Source organism: Flavobacterium sp. KH_001 (assembly GCF_057840745.1).
Genome location: NZ_CM174520.1, coordinates 46007 through 62236 on the forward strand (window position 1 = coordinate 46007; position 16230 = coordinate 62236).

The 16230-nt window shown below is 33.5% G+C and carries 17 protein-coding genes and 3 tRNA genes; 12 read left to right on the plus strand and 8 right to left on the minus strand.

The annotated features are described in order from the left end of the window. Window positions 1-80 precede the first annotated feature (80 nt). The 6 genes from AC3ITQ_RS00210 to tgt form a co-directional block, all read right to left on the minus strand. Window positions 81-437: a hypothetical protein gene (locus AC3ITQ_RS00210; RefSeq protein ID WP_489236323.1), complete on the minus strand. Its 357-nt coding sequence runs from the start codon at window positions 435-437 to the stop codon at window positions 81-83. A gap of 185 nt (window positions 438-622) precedes the next feature. Beyond that, window positions 623-2167, minus strand: a complete 1545-nt coding sequence (gene dnaB / locus AC3ITQ_RS00215) for a replicative DNA helicase (protein WP_375034641.1) — start codon at window positions 2165-2167, stop codon at window positions 623-625. Between the two features lie 140 nt (window positions 2168-2307). Then, window positions 2308-3261 carry an acetyl-CoA carboxylase carboxyltransferase subunit alpha gene (locus AC3ITQ_RS00220; RefSeq protein WP_056190985.1) on the minus strand — a complete coding sequence of 318 codons (954 nt, stop codon included), beginning with the start codon at window positions 3259-3261 and terminating at the stop codon, window positions 2308-2310. Window positions 3262-3372: 111 nt separating this feature from the next. Continuing rightward, entirely contained in the window at window positions 3373-4260 is an 888-nt protein-coding gene (locus tag AC3ITQ_RS00225) for a DMT family transporter (RefSeq protein WP_489236324.1), read from the minus strand. Further along, entirely contained in the window at window positions 4247-5335 is a 1089-nt protein-coding gene (locus tag AC3ITQ_RS00230; protein WP_375034643.1) for an LptF/LptG family permease, read from the minus strand. The genes AC3ITQ_RS00225 and AC3ITQ_RS00230 overlap by 14 nt, the downstream gene beginning before the upstream one ends. A gap of 101 nt (window positions 5336-5436) precedes the next feature. After that, window positions 5437-6567: a tRNA guanosine(34) transglycosylase Tgt gene (gene tgt / locus AC3ITQ_RS00235; protein WP_489236325.1), complete on the minus strand. Its 1131-nt coding sequence runs from the start codon at window positions 6565-6567 to the stop codon at window positions 5437-5439. Window positions 6568-6954: 387 nt separating this feature from the next. Here tgt and AC3ITQ_RS00240 point away from each other — a divergent pair, with 387 nt between their 5' ends. The 5 genes from AC3ITQ_RS00240 (at window position 6955) to AC3ITQ_RS00260 (ending at window position 10800) form a co-directional block, all read left to right on the plus strand. Further along, window positions 6955-7254 (plus strand): hypothetical protein, encoded by a 300-nt coding sequence (locus AC3ITQ_RS00240; protein ID WP_375034645.1) that lies wholly within the window; start codon window positions 6955-6957, stop codon window positions 7252-7254. Window positions 7255-7502: 248 nt separating this feature from the next. Further along, entirely contained in the window at window positions 7503-8354 is an 852-nt protein-coding gene (locus AC3ITQ_RS00245; protein ID WP_375034646.1) for a transketolase, read from the plus strand. A gap of 87 nt (window positions 8355-8441) precedes the next feature. Beyond that, on the plus strand, window positions 8442-9395 hold the full coding sequence (locus tag AC3ITQ_RS00250) for a transketolase family protein (RefSeq protein ID WP_489236326.1): 954 nt from the start codon (window positions 8442-8444) through the stop codon (window positions 9393-9395). A 104-nt stretch (window positions 9396-9499) separates the two neighbouring features. Beyond that, window positions 9500-9934 (plus strand): transposase, encoded by a 435-nt coding sequence (locus tag AC3ITQ_RS00255; protein WP_489234806.1) that lies wholly within the window; start codon window positions 9500-9502, stop codon window positions 9932-9934. Beyond that, on the plus strand, window positions 9934-10800 hold the full coding sequence (locus AC3ITQ_RS00260) for an IS3 family transposase (RefSeq protein WP_489234807.1): 867 nt from the start codon (window positions 9934-9936) through the stop codon (window positions 10798-10800). The genes AC3ITQ_RS00255 and AC3ITQ_RS00260 overlap by 1 nt, the downstream gene beginning before the upstream one ends. 74 nt (window positions 10801-10874) lie before the next feature. Here the strand turns inward: AC3ITQ_RS00260 and bamM are convergent, their stop codons facing one another. Then, on the minus strand, window positions 10875-11966 hold the full coding sequence (bamM, locus tag AC3ITQ_RS00265; RefSeq protein ID WP_489236327.1) for a BamM family beta-barrel-assembly machinery protein: 1092 nt from the start codon (window positions 11964-11966) through the stop codon (window positions 10875-10877). A gap of 79 nt (window positions 11967-12045) precedes the next feature. On the opposite strand from bamM, the gene AC3ITQ_RS00270 reads away from it, so the two are divergent. After that, window positions 12046-12435 (plus strand): RNA-binding S4 domain-containing protein, encoded by a 390-nt coding sequence (locus tag AC3ITQ_RS00270; protein ID WP_072974177.1) that lies wholly within the window; start codon window positions 12046-12048, stop codon window positions 12433-12435. 96 nt (window positions 12436-12531) lie between these two features. Beyond that, window positions 12532-13032, plus strand: a complete 501-nt coding sequence (locus AC3ITQ_RS00275; protein WP_194658473.1) for a phosphoribosyltransferase domain-containing protein — start codon at window positions 12532-12534, stop codon at window positions 13030-13032. On the opposite strand, the gene AC3ITQ_RS00280 is transcribed toward AC3ITQ_RS00275, so the two are convergent. Then, a complete protein-coding gene (locus AC3ITQ_RS00280) occupies window positions 13024-13542 on the minus strand; it encodes a shikimate kinase (RefSeq protein ID WP_375034649.1) in 519 nt (172 codons plus the stop codon). The two genes, AC3ITQ_RS00275 and AC3ITQ_RS00280, sit on opposite strands and share 9 nt — an antisense overlap. A 126-nt stretch (window positions 13543-13668) precedes the next feature. On the opposite strand from AC3ITQ_RS00280, the gene AC3ITQ_RS00285 reads away from it, so the two are divergent. The 5 genes from AC3ITQ_RS00285 to AC3ITQ_RS00305 all read left to right on the plus strand — a co-directional run bounded on the left by AC3ITQ_RS00285 (window position 13669) and on the right by AC3ITQ_RS00305 (window position 16208). Next, window positions 13669-13741, plus strand: a tRNA-Lys gene (locus tag AC3ITQ_RS00285). A gap of 40 nt (window positions 13742-13781) precedes the next feature. Next, a tRNA-Lys gene (locus AC3ITQ_RS00290) sits at window positions 13782-13854 on the plus strand. A 44-nt stretch (window positions 13855-13898) separates the two neighbouring features. Beyond that, window positions 13899-13981, plus strand: a tRNA-Leu gene (locus AC3ITQ_RS00295). A 926-nt stretch (window positions 13982-14907) separates the two neighbouring features. Beyond that, a complete protein-coding gene (locus tag AC3ITQ_RS00300; RefSeq protein WP_489236328.1) occupies window positions 14908-15120 on the plus strand; it encodes a hypothetical protein in 213 nt (70 codons plus the stop codon). Next, the gene (locus AC3ITQ_RS00305) at window positions 15108-16208 is read left to right on the plus strand and encodes a phosphotransferase enzyme family protein (protein WP_489236329.1); all 1101 of its coding nucleotides are present in this window, start codon (window positions 15108-15110) and stop codon (window positions 16206-16208) included. The genes AC3ITQ_RS00300 and AC3ITQ_RS00305 overlap by 13 nt, the downstream gene beginning before the upstream one ends. Window positions 16209-16230 lie beyond the last annotated feature (22 nt).

Sequence of the window (16230 nt, forward strand, 5' to 3'; positions counted from 1 at the left end):
AATATAGTATAAGATTTACCAGTAAAACTAAATACACAGAGTAAACAAAAAAGTCATACACCTCTAAATCCTATTTAAAATTACATTGGAGGGCTTGGACGAACACCATCATATACAACTTCTCCAGGTGCATCGGCAGATTTATTCTCACCCGAACTTGGTGGTCCGTAAACATTAATATATTTCTTTGTTTCCGGATCATATTCTGCTCCAACAAAAAGTAAAGTCTTTTCTTTCTGGTCGTTAATCCCCATATAGGCCCAAACAGCTTCCGTTTTTAACTCTAATACTTTTTCCAAAGTTTCTCTTGGAATTAAATAAGCCTTTACTTTATTCTTTGCATCTTCAACCGTTGCATCATCCTGATACCTTTTTTCCCATTCAGTAGCAGTTGCTTTAGAAATTTCAATAGGTCCCGGAAAAGTTTCTTCATTCATAATTTACAATTTTTAGTTAATAAGATTTGATTTGTTAATGGTTTTGCTAAACTACCGAAATAATTTTATATAAAACATACTAATATGTAAAATTATAAAGAAGAATAAATCGTATTAAACACAAAAAAATCTTTATAAGTACTTAACTAATAAAGATTTTTTTGTGTTATATCTTCTATATTACATTAAAACGGAACATCGCTATCATCATCGTCATCATTCAGATTACTGCCAAAAGCTTCATTTGGTGAAGGCAGATTTTTAGTTATAAACGGATTATCCTCATGATTCATTTTAGAAGGTAAATCATCATAGCTACCTGAAAAATCGTCAAGATTATCAAATTTACCAAGGTGCCCCAAGAATTTCAAACGAACGTTTTCGATACCACCATTACGGTGTTTCGCGATCATAATTTCAGCCTGTCCAGCAGTTGGTGAAGCCTCATCATCATCCCACTCATCAATTTTGTAATACTCAGGTCGGTATAAGAACGAAACAATATCAGCATCCTGCTCAATCGCTCCAGATTCACGAAGATCCGAAAGCAACGGACGCTTGCTGCTTCCACGAGTTTCAACCGCACGCGATAACTGAGAAAGTGCAATTACAGGCACATTTAACTCTTTTGCCAAGGCCTTTAAGTTTCGGGAAATTGTAGATATCTCCTGCTCACGGTTTCCTCCTCCTTTAGCATTTCCACCGGCGGTCATTAATTGCAAATAATCGACAATTACGATTTTAATTCCGTGCTGAGAAACCAAACGACGGCATTTTGCTCTTAAATCGAAAATAGAAAGTGATGGTGTATCATCAATAAACAAGGGCGCTTTTTCTAAATTCTTCACTTTGGTACTCAACATAGTCCATTCGTGAGGTTCTAATTTACCCGTACGCAGTTTCTCTGATGACAATCCTGTTTCTGACGAAATTAACCTCGTAATCAACTGAACTGATGCCATCTCCAGAGAGAACAAGGCTACCGGGTGTCCAAAATCGATGGCAATATTTCGGGCCATTGAAAGTACAAATGCCGTTTTACCCATCGCAGGTCTTGCTGCAATGATAATTAAATCACTCGGCTGCCATCCTGAAGTAAGTTTATCCAAATTGGTAAAACCGGTTTCAACACCACTCAAACCTTCTTGCTTAGAAATTTCTTCAATACGTTTCTTAGCCTGCAAAACCAAACTTTGTGCAGTTTCAGAACTACGTTTAATATTTCCTTGCGTTACTTCGTATAATTTTGATTCGGCCTGATCTAACAAATCAAATACGTCTGTAGTTTCATCATAAGACGCTTCGATAATTTCAGATGAAATTCTAATTAAACTTCTTTGAATAAATTTCTGAAGAATAATACGGGAGTGAAATTCAATATGCGCTGAAGACGCTATTTTTTGTGTAAGCTGAATTAAATAGAAATCTCCTCCGGCTAAATCTAATTTTCCATTTTTTTTCAGCTGAGCTGAAACCGTTAACAAGTCAATTGGCTGTGTATCTGTAAAAAGCTGAACGATTGCTTCAAAAATAAATTTATGAGCATCTTTATAAAATGCATCGGGTTGTAAAATATCAATTACATCATCTACCCCTTTTTTATCAATCATCATTGCCCCAAGTACAGCCTCTTCTAAATCAAGCACTTGCGGAGGTAATTTTCCTTTTTCTAAATTAATAATTGTGGTTTTATCTACCTTTACAGGGTTTATGTTTTTGAAATTTTCCATATAGCGAAAGTAACAAAATTTAAAAAAAAATTGCTATCGAGTTATAACTATTAATTGTTTATAAATAAGATTTTTTTGTTCATAACCAAAAAAAAATCCGAAACTGTAAGGCTTCGGATTTTAATTAATCTTGTAAGAATTTACTCTTTATACTCGCCCATATTACTGTATTTGTCCATTCTTTGGGCAATTAAGTCGGCTGTTGATAAGTCTTTCAATTCATTATATCCTTTGGTAATGTATTCGGCAACTGTTTTAAAAGTAGTCTCGCGATCATAGTGCGCTCCTCCTAGTGGTTCCGGAATAACATCATCAACTAGTTTTTGTCTTTTCATATCAGATGAAGTCAATTTTAATGCATCGGCAGCACGTTCTTTGTACTCCCAGCTTTTCCATAAAATTGAAGAACATGATTCTGGAGAAATTACAGAATACCAGGTATTCTCTAACATGTATACTTTATCTCCAACACCTATTCCTAAAGCTCCTCCTGAAGCTCCTTCACCCACAATAATGGTAATAATTGGAACTTGCAGACGAACCATTTCAAAAATGTTTCTTGCAATAGCTTCTCCTTGCCCTCTTTCTTCAGCTTCAAGTCCTGGATATGCACCCGGAGTATCTACTAAAGTCAAAACCGGAATTCCGAACTTCTCTGCCATTTTCATTAAACGCAAAGCTTTACGGTATCCTTCAGGATTTGCCATACCAAAATTACGATACTGACGTGTTTTTGTATTAAAACCTTTTTGCTGACCAACAATCATAAACGATTGTCCGTTTACTTTTCCTAATCCGCCAACCATTGCTTTATCATCTTTAAAACCTCTGTCTCCATGAAGTTCTAAGAAAGTATCACCACAGATCGCTCTGATGTAATCTAAGGTATAAGGTCTGTTTGGGTGCCTTGAAAGCTGAACACGTTGCCAAGCCGTAAGGTTTTTATATATTTCTTTCTTTGTTTGCTCTAATTTTTTGTTGATTTCCTTGCAGGTAGGTGTTACATCAACATCAGATTCTTTTCCAATTATAACACACTTTTCCAGCTGTTCTTCAAGTTCTTTGATTGGAAGCTCAAAATCTAAATATTCCATGGATTTTTGAATTTTGTTTGTAAATCGAACCGCAAATATAAAAATATTATATCATTGGCACAGTTAATTGTTAGTAAAGTATCAAATTGTGATTTAAAAATAAGTAAACTATTACAGTTCTTTCTTATTTTTATAATGTTTAAAAACGCCGTTTAAGATAACTGTAATTACAATTATCAGGGCACCAATATAAAATTCCGTGCTCATTTTTTCTTTTCCTCCCAGAATAAAATAAGCTAACATAATTCCGTAAACCGGCTCTAAATTAGTCGTTAACATTACGGTATAGGGAGTTAATTTCTGCATTACTTTTACAGAAGCCGTAAAAGCATAAGCCGTACAAACAGACGCTAAAACAAGCAATAAAATCCAATTATTTAATGACATTGTAAAAAAGTCTGCAGTGAATTTTCCTTGTACTAAAAAATAAATAGAAATAAAGAAAACTCCCGCTCCAAATTCATAAAATGTAATAACAGACGGTTCGTGATCAGAGATTAATTTCCCATTCATTAAGGTAAATAAAACTCCCAAAATGATCGAAGCCAACGCATAATACATTCCATTCAGGTATTTAACTTCAACTTGCATAATCATAGTTAAACCAGCAATAATTATCAATCCGAAGAAAACCTCATATAACAATATTTTTCTCCCGTAAAAGAGCGGTTCCAGTAAAGAAGCAAAAAAAGCACCTAATGAAAATATCGAAAGTGTTATTGAAACATTAGAAACATGAATTGCCTTGAAAAAGAAAATCCAGTGCATGGCAATCAGCAATCCGACAAAAATTAACTTGGCAAAAGACTGGGCTGATATTGCAAAAGATTGTTTTTTATAAACTATAAATCCAGCAAGAAAAATTCCGGCAATAAGCATTCTGAACCAAACTAAATTTTCAGCATCAATGGTGATTAGAGCGCCCAAAATGGCAGTAAAACCCCAGATAAAAACAATTAAATGAAGATTTAAGTAACTTTTTAAATTATCGTTTCGCATTACGTAATAGGTAAACTGCCAAAATTCCGAAAACCATATTTGGGAACCAGACAGCTAATAAAGGTGAGAAAGTAGATTTTTCGGCAAGTGTACCAAAGATTTTATCAAAAAACACAAAAGAGAAGGCAATTGCAATTCCAATGGCAAGATTCATCCCCATACCCCCGCGTCGTTTCATAGACGAAACTGCAACAGCGATAATGGTTAAAATAAAAGCAGAAACCGGTACACTATATTTTTTATAAAGAACAACTAAATAGGTATTAATATTTCCGGAGCCTCTTTTTCTTTCCTTATCAATAAACTTATACAGTTTACCAAGGCTCAAAGTCTCAGCGATATAAACTACAGGTGTCAGATCTTCTAATTCGAACTTAAAAGGAATACTTTTTTCAGGATTTTTTTCGATAATATCACCCAATTCACCAACGGTTCTTTTTGTATAATCATACAAAATATAGGTTTTCTTTTTCGGGTCCCATTTAATACGGCTGGCTGTAATTTTGTATTTCAGTTTTTCTTTTTCAAAATGCTCTAATGAAAAATTAAAAGCTGTTTTAGATTCTTCCTGAAAACTGTTTACAAAAATAAAATCATTGTCATTAATTTGCCTGTAAACATTTGTGTTTTCGCCCCGCATGAGCTCTTTCCCGTTTCCTTTTAAATAAGTATATCTAAAATTATTATAGCCTTCACTGGCTGCAGGCACAATAAAGAATCCCATTAATAGCACAAAAATAGAAACGATCGTTGCGCCAATAATATAAGGTCTTAAAAACCTTGTAAACGAAATTCCAGAGCTCAAAATAGCAATAATCTCTGTATTATTGGCCAATTTTGAAGTAAACCAAATCACCGATAAAAATAAAAATATCGGGAATAATGAATTGATAAAATAGATCGTAAAATTGTAATAATAGAACGCAATATCCATAAACGGAATCTTGTTTTCTAACATTTTATTTACCTTTTCAGAAACGTCAATAACAATCCCAATAGGAGCAAATAATAATAGCATCACCGAAAAAGTGGCTAAATATCTTTTTAAAATATACTTATCTATTATAGTCAGCATAAAACTTTTAGTTTCAAGTTTAAAAGTTTCAAGTTTCAAGTTTCAGGTTTCACGTTCTCAACTGAACCTGAAACCTGAAACAAAAATAACCTGAAACTCTTTTATAATCTTTGGCTCATATTTTTAACCATCATTTCTTTCCATGGTCTAAAATCTCCTGCTAAGATATGTTTTCTAGCTTCGCGAACCAACCACATATAGAAGCCAAGATTATGAATAGTCGCAATTTGTTTTCCTAAATATTCATTAGCAGCAAATAAATGGCGTAAATAAGCTTTTGTATATTCTGTATCTACAAAGGTGTGTCCCATTTCGTCAATTGGAGAAAAATCAGCCTCCCACTTTTTATTTTTGATATTGATAGTTCCGTTCGCTGTAAACAACATTCCATTTCTGGCATTTCGCGTTGGCATCACACAGTCAAACATATCAATACCTAACGCAATATTTTCTAATATATTTATTGGAGTTCCAACGCCCATTAAATAACGAGGCTTGTCTTCCGGCAAAATTTCACAAACCACTTCGGTCATAGCGTACATTTCTTCCGCTGGTTCTCCTACTGATAATCCACCAATAGCATTTCCTTGTTGCCCGGAATTTGCAATATATTCAGCCGACTGACGACGTAAATCTTTATAAGTACTTCCCTGAACAATCGGGAAAAACGTTTGCTCATAACCGTATTTATAAGGCACTTTATCTAAATGATTAATACAACGATCCAGCCAACGGTGCGTCATATGCATTGAACGTTGTGCGTATCTGTAATCACAAGGATAAGGCGTACACTCATCAAAAGCCATGATAATATCTGCTCCAATAGTACGCTGAATTTCCATTACATTTTCTGGCGTAAAAAAGTGATACGAACCGTCAATATGCGACTTAAACTTCACTCCTTCTTCCTTAATTTTACGATTATTCGAAAGAGAATATACCTGATAACCTCCAGAATCAGTCAAAATATTACGATCCCAGTTCATGAATTTATGCAATCCTCCGGCTTTTTCAAGAATTTCAGTCTGTGGGCGTAAATATAAATGGTAAGTATTTCCAAGAATAATATCCGGATTAATATCTTCTTTCAATTCACGCTGATGCACTCCTTTTACCGAAGCAACCGTTCCAACAGGCATAAAAATAGGCGTTTCAATTACGCCGTGATCTGTAGTAATACTCCCCGCCCTCGCTTTTGATTGCGGATCTTTTTGTAATAAATCAAACTTCATCTGTTTCTTTTTTCAGTCGGCAAAGATAAGCTAATTTCAGGGAAAATTAAGTAATTAGATAATTTGTCAATTAGAAAATGAGATAATGATCAACTTGAAACTTGAAACAAAGAAAACCTGAAACTTTAATTTCATTGGGCGTTCCCTCCGGTCGGGCTATCCGCTATATTCCCGATTAACAAAAACTACGGCTAAAAAGCCTTGTTTTTCTAAATCGGGAGATGCCGCTTCTATCCCTAACGCAAAGACCTGAGCGTTTTCAAGAAACAATCGAATGTAAAAGTTACAACAAATTCATAACGAATATGTAACATTATAACGGCATTGATTCGGTAATTTTAATGAAATTGAAAAACGAAATTAACATCCATTTAAAATATAGAAATCATGATAAATTCAGAAGATAACAATCCAATAAAAGAAGATCAAATCGAAAGAAATCTTGAAAATTTAGATTACCCGGCAAATGAAGATATTTACAATCAGGAAGACAAACTAGAAGACATTGATCCGGAAGATATTTCCGGAGAAAGAATTGTTAATCAAGATAATCATGAATGGAAACAAAACAGCGATAAACTCGGAAATGACTTAGACATTCCGGGCTCAGAACTTGATGACCAACAAGAGGAAATTGGCTCCGAAGATGAAGAAAACAACTTCTATAGTGAAGGAGATACTAATTAACTTGCTATTAAATAAATCCCTAAATGAAATTAAAGTCCCTAAAAGGGGCTTTTTTTTATTAAACTTTCAATAAAAAACAATGCGATTAAATGGTCTCATTCAATAAATCTAAAACATTTAAGCCTTTTTTTTAGAATCAATAAAAAAAGCGGTGGAATTTAACAATTCCGACAAACTAAAGCAAAAAATCATTTGTCAGCCCGCAAAATAACGATTACTTTTGCTCCAGTTTAACTTTTACATATAAAATGAAGCCTAACACACAACAATTAAGCGATTTAACAATCCAAGTAAGAAGAGATATTCTTCGAATGGTACATGCTGTCAACTCAGGTCACCCAGGTGGCTCTTTAGGTTGCACTGAATTTTTGGTAACATTATACCAAAATATTATGGACCGCAAAGAAGGTTTTGATATGGACGGAATTGGAGAAGACATTTTCTTCCTTTCAAACGGTCATATTTCTCCAGTATTCTATAGCGTTTTAGCACGTAGCGGTTATTTTCCTATTTCAGAACTTGCAACTTTTAGATTATTAAATTCTCGTTTACAAGGACACCCAACAACTCACGAAGGTTTACCTGGAGTTCGTATCGCTTCTGGATCATTAGGACAAGGTTTATCTGTAGCTCTTGGTGCTGCACAGGCTAAAAAATTAAATGGTGATAATCATTTAATTTATACTTTACACGGTGATGGTGAATTACAAGAAGGTCAAAACTGGGAAGCAATTATGTATGCTTCTGCTAAAAAAGTAGACAACCTTATCGCAACTATCGACGTTAACGGAAAACAAATTGATGGAACAACTGACGAAGTTTTAGCAATGGGAAGTCTTCGTGCTAAATTCGAAGCTTTTGACTGGGACGTTCTAGAAATTAAAGAAGGAAACAGCATCGACGCAATCTTAGCAGGTTTAAATGATGCTAAATCAAGAACAGGAAAAGGGAAACCAGTTTGCATTTTATTACACACTGAAATGGGTAATGGTGTTGACTTTATGATGCACACACATGCTTGGCATGGTAAAGCACCTAACAACGATCAGTTAGCAAGTGCTTTAGCTCAAAACTATTCTGCAGATCAAATCGACTATTAAAAAAGTGTGCAGTCTCGGTGTGCAGTTTTCAGTTCAAAACTCAGAATCTTAGCCACTTAGAAACTTAGCATCTCATAAAAGACAAAAATGAAAAAATATACAAATACAGGAAGTAAAGATACACGTTCAGGATTTGGAGCGGGAATGACTGAACTAGGTCAAAAAAACGAAAACGTTGTGGCGTTATGCGCTGACTTAATTGGATCATTAAAATTTGATGATTTCAAAAAAAATCACCCAGAGCGTTTTTTCCAAATTGGAATTGCAGAAGCTAACATGATTGGTATTGCTGCAGGTTTAACAATTGGAGGAAAAATTCCATTTACAGGAACTTTTGCTAACTTCTCTACAGGAAGAGTTTACGATCAAATTCGTCAGTCAGTTGCTTACTCTGATAAAAATGTAAAAATTTGTGCTTCTCACGCTGGTTTAACACTAGGTGAAGATGGAGCAACACACCAAATCTTAGAAGATATTGGTTTAATGAAAATGTTACCAGGAATGACAGTAATCAATACTTGCGATTACAACCAAACTAAAGCAGCTACTTTAGCATTGGCAGATCACCACGGTCCAGCTTATTTACGTTTCGGACGTCCGGTAGTACCTAACTTCACTCCTGCTGATGAGCCATTCGTAATTGGAAAAGCAATTTTATTAAACGAAGGAACTGATGTAACAATCGTTGCAACAGGACACTTAGTTTGGGAAGCGCTTATTGCTGCTGAAGCTTTAGAAGCAAAAGGAATTTCTGCCGAAGTAATCAACATTCACACTATCAAACCACTTGATGAAGAAGCAATTCTTAAATCATTAGCTAAAACTAAATGTGTAGTAACTGCTGAAGAACACAACATTCTTGGAGGTCTTGGAGAAAGTGTATCAAGAGTTTTAGCTTTAAACACTCCTGCTCCACAAGAATTTGTAGCTGTAAACGATAGTTTTGGTGAATCTGGAACTCCAGAGCAATTAATGGAAAAATACAAATTAAACAATCAGGCGATTGTTGAAGCTGTAGAAAGAGTTATCAAAAGAAAATAATTTCAAATTTCTTACTTTATAAAAAAAACCTCGAAATCACTTTCGAGGTTTTTTTATATCTAAAATGTCTTGTCCTGAAATAGCGATACACAAAAAGTATCATTATGGAAAAAGATCAACAATTGCGCTATGTAAAGCGTACACAGAAAGATTACACTATGGCTTTTAAGCTTCAAATTGTTCAGGAAATAGAACAAGGGAGAACTTCAATTTCGCAAGTTAAAAAAGATTATGCCATTCAGTCCCGTTCTACAATCGTTCAATGGCTTCGGAAATTTGGTAACTTTGATTGGGACAATCAAACACCTCTTACTATGTCAAAATCTCCTGAACAAAAAATAATGGAACTTGAAGCCAAAGTGAAGTTATTAGAAAGACAAAAAGCATTTTTAGAACAGCAGGCTTATGTTGCTGATAAAAAGGCTATTATTTTTGATATGATGATTGATATAGCTGAAAAAGAATATCAAATTGACATCCGAAAAAACTCACCACCCGAACAATCGACCATTTTAAAGAAGAACATCAACAAACAATAATGTTTGCCTGTACTTTGTTCGGGATAGACAGACAGGTTTATTATCGAAGAATAAAAAGAACCAGTTCCAGACAGCATCTGGCTTCAGAAGTTATCAGCCTGGTTCTTGGAATTAGACAGACAATGCCCCGAATAGGAGCAAAAAAACTGTATTATCTTTTAAAAGTTCAATTGCATCAACTCAAAATCGGTAGAGATAAATTTATCAATATACTTAGAGCAAATCATTTGTTGATAATGCCTAAACGTTCTTATCACATAACAACAAACTCTCATCACCGATTTAGAAAGCATCAAAATCAAATATTAGATTTACAGATCCGCAGACCTGAGCAAGTCTGGGTATCAGACATAACTTATATTGGGAAAAGAGATAATCCTTGTTATTTAAGTCTAATAACAGATGCTTACTCTAAAAGAATAATGGGCTTTAATGTGGCAGATAACATGAATACTCAAAGTACCTTAACGGCTTTAAAAAATGCAATAAAACAACGCAGTGATAAAGACTCAGTATTAATCCATCATTCCGATAGAGGACTACAGTATTGTTCTGATCAATATCAAAAACTATTAAATCAAAACAATATAAAATGCAGCATGACTCAAAACTCGGATCCATATGAAAATGCAGTGGCAGAGAGAATAAATGGAATTCTAAAACAAGAATTTAATATTGATAAGTTTAATCAGCAGATTGCTGTGATGAAGGCGCTAGTGAAAAATGCAATTGATATTTATAATAATAAAAGACCACATTACTCTAATTATATGCTCACCCCTAATCAAATGCACCAACAAAACATAATACAGATGAGAACTTATAAAAGAAAAACACCTGTAAAAAAAGTTCTTACAGGTGTTTAATTAAAGATATTTGTCTAATAATCTGTATCGATTATTTAGGACTAGTCAAAATTCAAATTATTGAATATTTTTTTTTATTTAGCAGAATGATGATCCTTATCAACATGAATTCTTTTTCTTCCTGGAGATGTATAATCCGGGGTTCCAGCTGCAGAGAATGCAGGGATTCCGTAAGTTTCCGTTTCATCTGTATTTGGCGTCTTTGGATTATCTGCTATAGGATCAAAAGGGTAATATTTACTTATACCTGTAACGGGAGCACCTTCTGGTTTTGTTATTTCAAATCGGGTAGCATATCCATCTCCATCATCGTCAAAATCCATAAAATCAGCTATTCCATCACCATCAGTATCATCAATTAATTCTTTAGGCATATTTGGAAACCTTACTTTATCTTCCAAATTATAATTATAACCATCGTGATTAATATCTTCATAATAATCCAGAACACCGTCCGGAGCACCTGTTCTCTGCCCTCCTACTACTTGAAAATCATGATCCAACCTTTGAAGATCAAACAGCTTAAAACTAAACACAAGTGGAGAATATGTAGGAATACCAGTTTGTGTAATACCAAAATAACCAAGCCCTGAAGGTAAAAACATAACTCCTGCGCCGTAATTTTCATATGTTATAACTCCATCAGCAGCAACAGTCGAAGTACCTGTTTTAAATTGCGGAAAAATCTCTCCCCATCCGTCAATTACTGGACGAGGTGCATAAACATATAAATCAAAACCAACACCTAAACCATATGACTGATCAAATACGGTCCCGTCTAATAAGTTTCCTTTGTATGAAGTATAAACAAGATCGGTATTACAAGGCGATTGACCTATTCCTTTGTTAAGTGTAAGATAATAAACTTTATAATTAATGTCACGATTATAAACATCTCTATGTTCAAGAGGATACTCTTGTTGATCCCAAATAGAAATCTGTGTTCCTCCTGCTGGGATTTTTTTTATCTCTACATCAAAAGTTACTTTATCAACTATTATATAATTAGTTTTTAAATATTTCTCAATCGAATCATTATCTGCCTTATATTGCTCTTTGTAATCACGCAAAGGCACTACAACCACTTCATCATCATCACTTTTATTACAAGAAACCAAAGAAACACCTGCAAGCAATAAAATAAAATAATATTTAAATTTATTCATTATTGTTAATTTTTTAGGTGCGCAAGATACAATATTGATTTATTTTTGTAAAGAATTTAACTTCGATTTTAGAAAAATTATGAGAATAGATAAATACCTATGGTGCGTGCGTTATTACAAGACTAGAAACATGGTAACAGAGGCATGCAAAAAGAACCATATTACAGTAAACGGGCAGGTTGCAAAACCATCTAAGGAAGTTTTCCCAACAGACAGAATCACCTTCAGAAAAGATCAGATTACGCAAATAATTACTGTACTCGATATTCCTGAAAGTCGCGTTGGAGCAAAATTGGTTGATATATATCGTAAAAACGAAACACCAGCAGAGGCTTATGCACATTTAGAATTATTAAAACTATCTAAGGAGCATTATAGAAAAAGCGGAACAGGAAGACCGACCAAAAAAGACCGAAGAGATATCGACGAGTATGGAAACGAGATTTTTGATGAGGAGGAAACGGAGTAAATTCCAATTTAAAAAACCCAAATTCCATTTCAAAAACTGAAATCTAAAATCTAAAATCTAAAATTCTTATTTGTACTTTAGCAAAAAAAATAAATCATGAGCAAAAACATCATCTTAACGAATCAGGAAATCGAACACAAAATCAAACGTATCGCCTATCAAATTTACGAGACTTTTGTTGATGAAGAAGAAGTTGTAATTGCCGGAATTGCTTCTAACGGATCTATTTTTGCCGAAAAAATTGCCATTGCATTGAGCACTATTTCAACACTTAAAGTTTCTACTTGCGAAGTTAAGGTTGACAAACAAAATCCACAATTACCAATTCAGACCTCTTTAACTAAAGAAGAATACCAAAACAAAGGTCTAGTATTAGTTGATGATGTCTTAAACTCAGGTACAACATTAATTTATGCTGTTCGTCATTTCTTAGACGTTCCGCTTAAGAAATTCAAAACAGCAGTACTTGTAGACAGAAACCATAAAAAATACCCTGTAAAAGCCGATTTTAAAGGCATTTCGCTTTCGACTTCTTTACTCGAGCATGTTCAGGTTGTTTTTGACAACAAAGAAGGTGATTATGCCTTTTTAAGCTAATAAAGCTGTAATATCCTCAACCGTTTCTTCGACCGTCTTATCATCAACCACAACCTTATGTTGCGCATGGTTGTAATAAAAGCTACGATCGAATAAATGTTTTGCGATAAATTCTTTCATTTCTTCTTCATCCATATTCGCAATCAAAGGACGTTTACTTTTATTGTGGACTAATCTATTATATAAAGTGGCTATTGAAGCCTTTAAATAAATCGATACAATATCATCTCTTTGAAGCAACAAATGATTATTAGCGTAACATGGAGTTCCTCCACCCAATCCGATAATGTTATTTTCTGAAGATTGAAGTAATTCAACAAACATTTCGTGTTCTAATTTTCTAAAATAGATTTCTCCATGTTGCTCAAAAATTTCATTTATGGACAAATTTGCTCTTTTTTCGATGCATTTATCCAAATCTAAAAACGGAATATTTATAATTTTTGAAAGATTTTGGGCAATAGTTGACTTTCCGCAACCCATATATCCCAATAAGACGATTTTTTTCATTCTAATAAAACCCTATAAACTAGGGCGTTGTAAACATTGGTTAAAAAAAGACAAATTTATAATAAAAATGCTTGCAAATAATAAAATAAACTCCTTATATTTGCACCCGCATTCAAGAAACATAATGACTCGATAGCTCAGTTGGTAGAGCACATCACTTTTAATGATGGGGTCCTGGGTTCGAGCCCCAGTCGGGTCACAAAATATGTGATTAACAACATAAGTTTCTTGAAAGCAATGACTCGATAGCTCAGTTGGTAGAGCACATCACTTTTAATGATGGGGTCCTGGGTTCGAGCCCCAGTCGGGTCACAAAAGGTCGAGTAATTTATATTACTTGACCTTTTTTATTTTTTGGCCACGTGGAGAAACGGTAGACTTGCCATCTTGAGGGGGTGGTGCTCGTAAGGGCGTGTGGGTTCAAATCCCACCGTGGTCACTAAACAAAAAACCTATTTCGTTTGAAATAGGTTTTTTTTGTGCTTTTTTTCGACTGATTAATTTTAAATCCTCAAGAAAGATTAGAGTCCGTTAATACAAACATACCTTTCATTTCATACTTTAATACATTGAAACAATAAATACTGTTAGATCTTTATTCCAACGCAAAATCATCCGAAAACACATTGAGCCACAAAATGCTTTTTACCTCCTCCTATCTATTCTAATGCCTTCAAAATACCGATAAAGATTTTCTCTTTCATTCTCTCAATCTCTAAACAACAAAACTCACTCTTAGTTAGAACATCAAAAAACAATAAAAATCAACTTTTTTTTTCCATTTCAGTAAAAACCTTCGCATTACGAATATACTTTTTTCTAACCGTTCATTTAAAAAATCTCCTGCAAGTATAAAGAAAGTTTTTTCTTGTTATTTGTAAAAAGTTAAAAAACCAGAAAAAAAGGTTGGATGTTGTTATTTGGCGTATTTAATGTGCTCGTGCACATAAATTTAATGTGTTCGAACACATTTTTTAATATTTTCTTTTTTTATTTAAAAAAAATATATAGTTTAGTCATTAAATTACGAACAACTAGTTCATATTTTTAATTTAAAAACAAATAAAACAGCAATTAAGTATGGTTTTTTAGATTTTTTATGAAAATAGATAATTATTAATTAAAGTCTTTTTTTACTCATTTTTTTAATATGGGAAAAAGTCCAAAATAACAGGCCTTTTTGAAGATTAATATTTGTTAAAAAAGGGAGGGAATTATTATTAATTTGTTAATTTTTTTTTTAAGATTAACACTCGAAATAAACAAAGAGTAAATTCTTCAATAACAAGATTTTACTTCTAAATTATCCTATAAACTAAAATAGAACAACCAAAGATTTATATTAATAAAGCATAACCAAAGTAGATGAAGCGAAAATTAGCAGAATTAGCCGTAGTTATTGTAACACAACACGGAGCCTTTAAAAAGTTACAAACTAGAAAATCAAATATTGAAATTTTAAATAAGCATTACAAACAGACTGGCATTACTTATATAACTTATAAAGATTTGGCTGAAATAGAGACAAAAAAAACGCATACTAACGGCATTCATCAAATGATAGTATGGAACAATTAATTCAAACTGTCTTTCAGGATTTTTATCCGGACAAACCTATAATTGCCTACACTGTCATCGATATTGGCTTGATTAATAGCACTTATAAAATTAAGACTGCCGATGCTGAATATATTTTGCAAAAGATCAACCAAATCGTGTTCCCAAACATAAAAGCTTTGTTGAACAATAAGATCAAAACTACTTGCTATCTAAATGCAAACGGTTTTTTTACTTTGACATTTATCGAAAATAGAAATGGCCATTTTTATTCGGAACAAAACCAAGCGATTTGGCAGCTTTCAACGTATATCCCTTCTTTGGTCCTGGATCGAATTGACTCAGATGCGGTTGCTAGCCAGGTAGGTGCTTATTTAGCAAAGTTTCATACGGCATTGCTTAATTTTCCTGTTTCGGAGTTGGAATACACAATCCCGGACTTTCATAATACCATAAAAAGATTTTCTGACTTTAAGGAAAGTATAAAAAAAGCTTCTCCGAAAAGGTTATTAGAAGCAAAAGAATCAATTGCGTTTTTAGAATCTAATTTTAAACACATACAGGATGTTGCTAGTGATATAAATACAGGAACAATACCTCTGAGAGTAGTACACAATGACACTAAAATAGGCAACATGCTTTTTGATCAAAACAAAAATATACTATGTATGATTGATTTTGACACCATAATGCCAGGAAGTATTTTTCACGATATAGGTGACACTTTAAGAACAGGAACTAACACAGCAACTGAAGAAGAAAAGGATCTGTCCAAAGTATCTTTTGATATAGAAATTTATGAGGCCTTTATGAAAGCCTATGTAAATGTAGCCTCTTCTTTTATGTCGGATAAAGAAGCAAAAAACATCCATCTAAGTTTACCCCTGATTCTTTTCGAGCAAGCATGTCGCTTCTTAGGAGATTACTTAAATAATGATCGTTATTATGCAACAACATACGAAGATCAGAATCTGGTAAGAGCAAAAACCCAAATTAAACTTATGGACAGTGTACAGTCCTACCTAAAAACAAAAAAAACAATTCAGTTTCACTACAAGACACTGAAATTTCTCAAAAAGAAATTGTCTTTGATTCTAAGTAGAAAATAATAAATAACCGATGGTTCGTTGG

Bases quoted from the DNA above. Each gene is read 5' to 3' on its own strand.
- AC3ITQ_RS00210 (WP_489236323.1), bottom strand. From the start codon at position 437: ATGAATGAAGAAACTTTTCCGGGACCTATTGAAATTTCTAAAGCAACT.
- dnaB (WP_375034641.1), bottom strand. From the start codon at position 2,167: ATGGAAAATTTCAAAAACATAAACCCTGTAAAGGTAGATAAAACCACA.
- AC3ITQ_RS00220 (WP_056190985.1), bottom strand. From the start codon at position 3,261: ATGGAATATTTAGATTTTGAGCTTCCAATCAAAGAACTTGAAGAACAG.
- AC3ITQ_RS00225 (WP_489236324.1), bottom strand. From the start codon at position 4,260: ATGCGAAACGATAATTTAAAAAGTTACTTAAATCTTCATTTAATTGTT.
- AC3ITQ_RS00230 (WP_375034643.1), bottom strand. From the start codon at position 5,335: ATGCTGACTATAATAGATAAGTATATTTTAAAAAGATATTTAGCCACT.
- tgt (WP_489236325.1), bottom strand. From the start codon at position 6,567: ATGAAGTTTGATTTATTACAAAAAGATCCGCAATCAAAAGCGAGGGCG.
- AC3ITQ_RS00240 (WP_375034645.1), top strand. From the start codon at position 6,955: ATGATAAATTCAGAAGATAACAATCCAATAAAAGAAGATCAAATCGAA.
- AC3ITQ_RS00245 (WP_375034646.1), top strand. From the start codon at position 7,503: ATGAAGCCTAACACACAACAATTAAGCGATTTAACAATCCAAGTAAGA.
- AC3ITQ_RS00250 (WP_489236326.1), top strand. From the start codon at position 8,442: ATGAAAAAATATACAAATACAGGAAGTAAAGATACACGTTCAGGATTT.
- AC3ITQ_RS00255 (WP_489234806.1), top strand. From the start codon at position 9,500: ATGGAAAAAGATCAACAATTGCGCTATGTAAAGCGTACACAGAAAGAT.
- AC3ITQ_RS00260 (WP_489234807.1), top strand. From the start codon at position 9,934: ATGTTTGCCTGTACTTTGTTCGGGATAGACAGACAGGTTTATTATCGA.
- bamM (WP_489236327.1), bottom strand. From the start codon at position 11,966: ATGAATAAATTTAAATATTATTTTATTTTATTGCTTGCAGGTGTTTCT.
- AC3ITQ_RS00270 (WP_072974177.1), top strand. From the start codon at position 12,046: ATGAGAATAGATAAATACCTATGGTGCGTGCGTTATTACAAGACTAGA.
- AC3ITQ_RS00275 (WP_194658473.1), top strand. From the start codon at position 12,532: ATGAGCAAAAACATCATCTTAACGAATCAGGAAATCGAACACAAAATC.
- AC3ITQ_RS00280 (WP_375034649.1), bottom strand. From the start codon at position 13,542: ATGAAAAAAATCGTCTTATTGGGATATATGGGTTGCGGAAAGTCAACT.
- AC3ITQ_RS00300 (WP_489236328.1), top strand. From the start codon at position 14,908: ATGAAGCGAAAATTAGCAGAATTAGCCGTAGTTATTGTAACACAACAC.
- AC3ITQ_RS00305 (WP_489236329.1), top strand. From the start codon at position 15,108: ATGGAACAATTAATTCAAACTGTCTTTCAGGATTTTTATCCGGACAAA.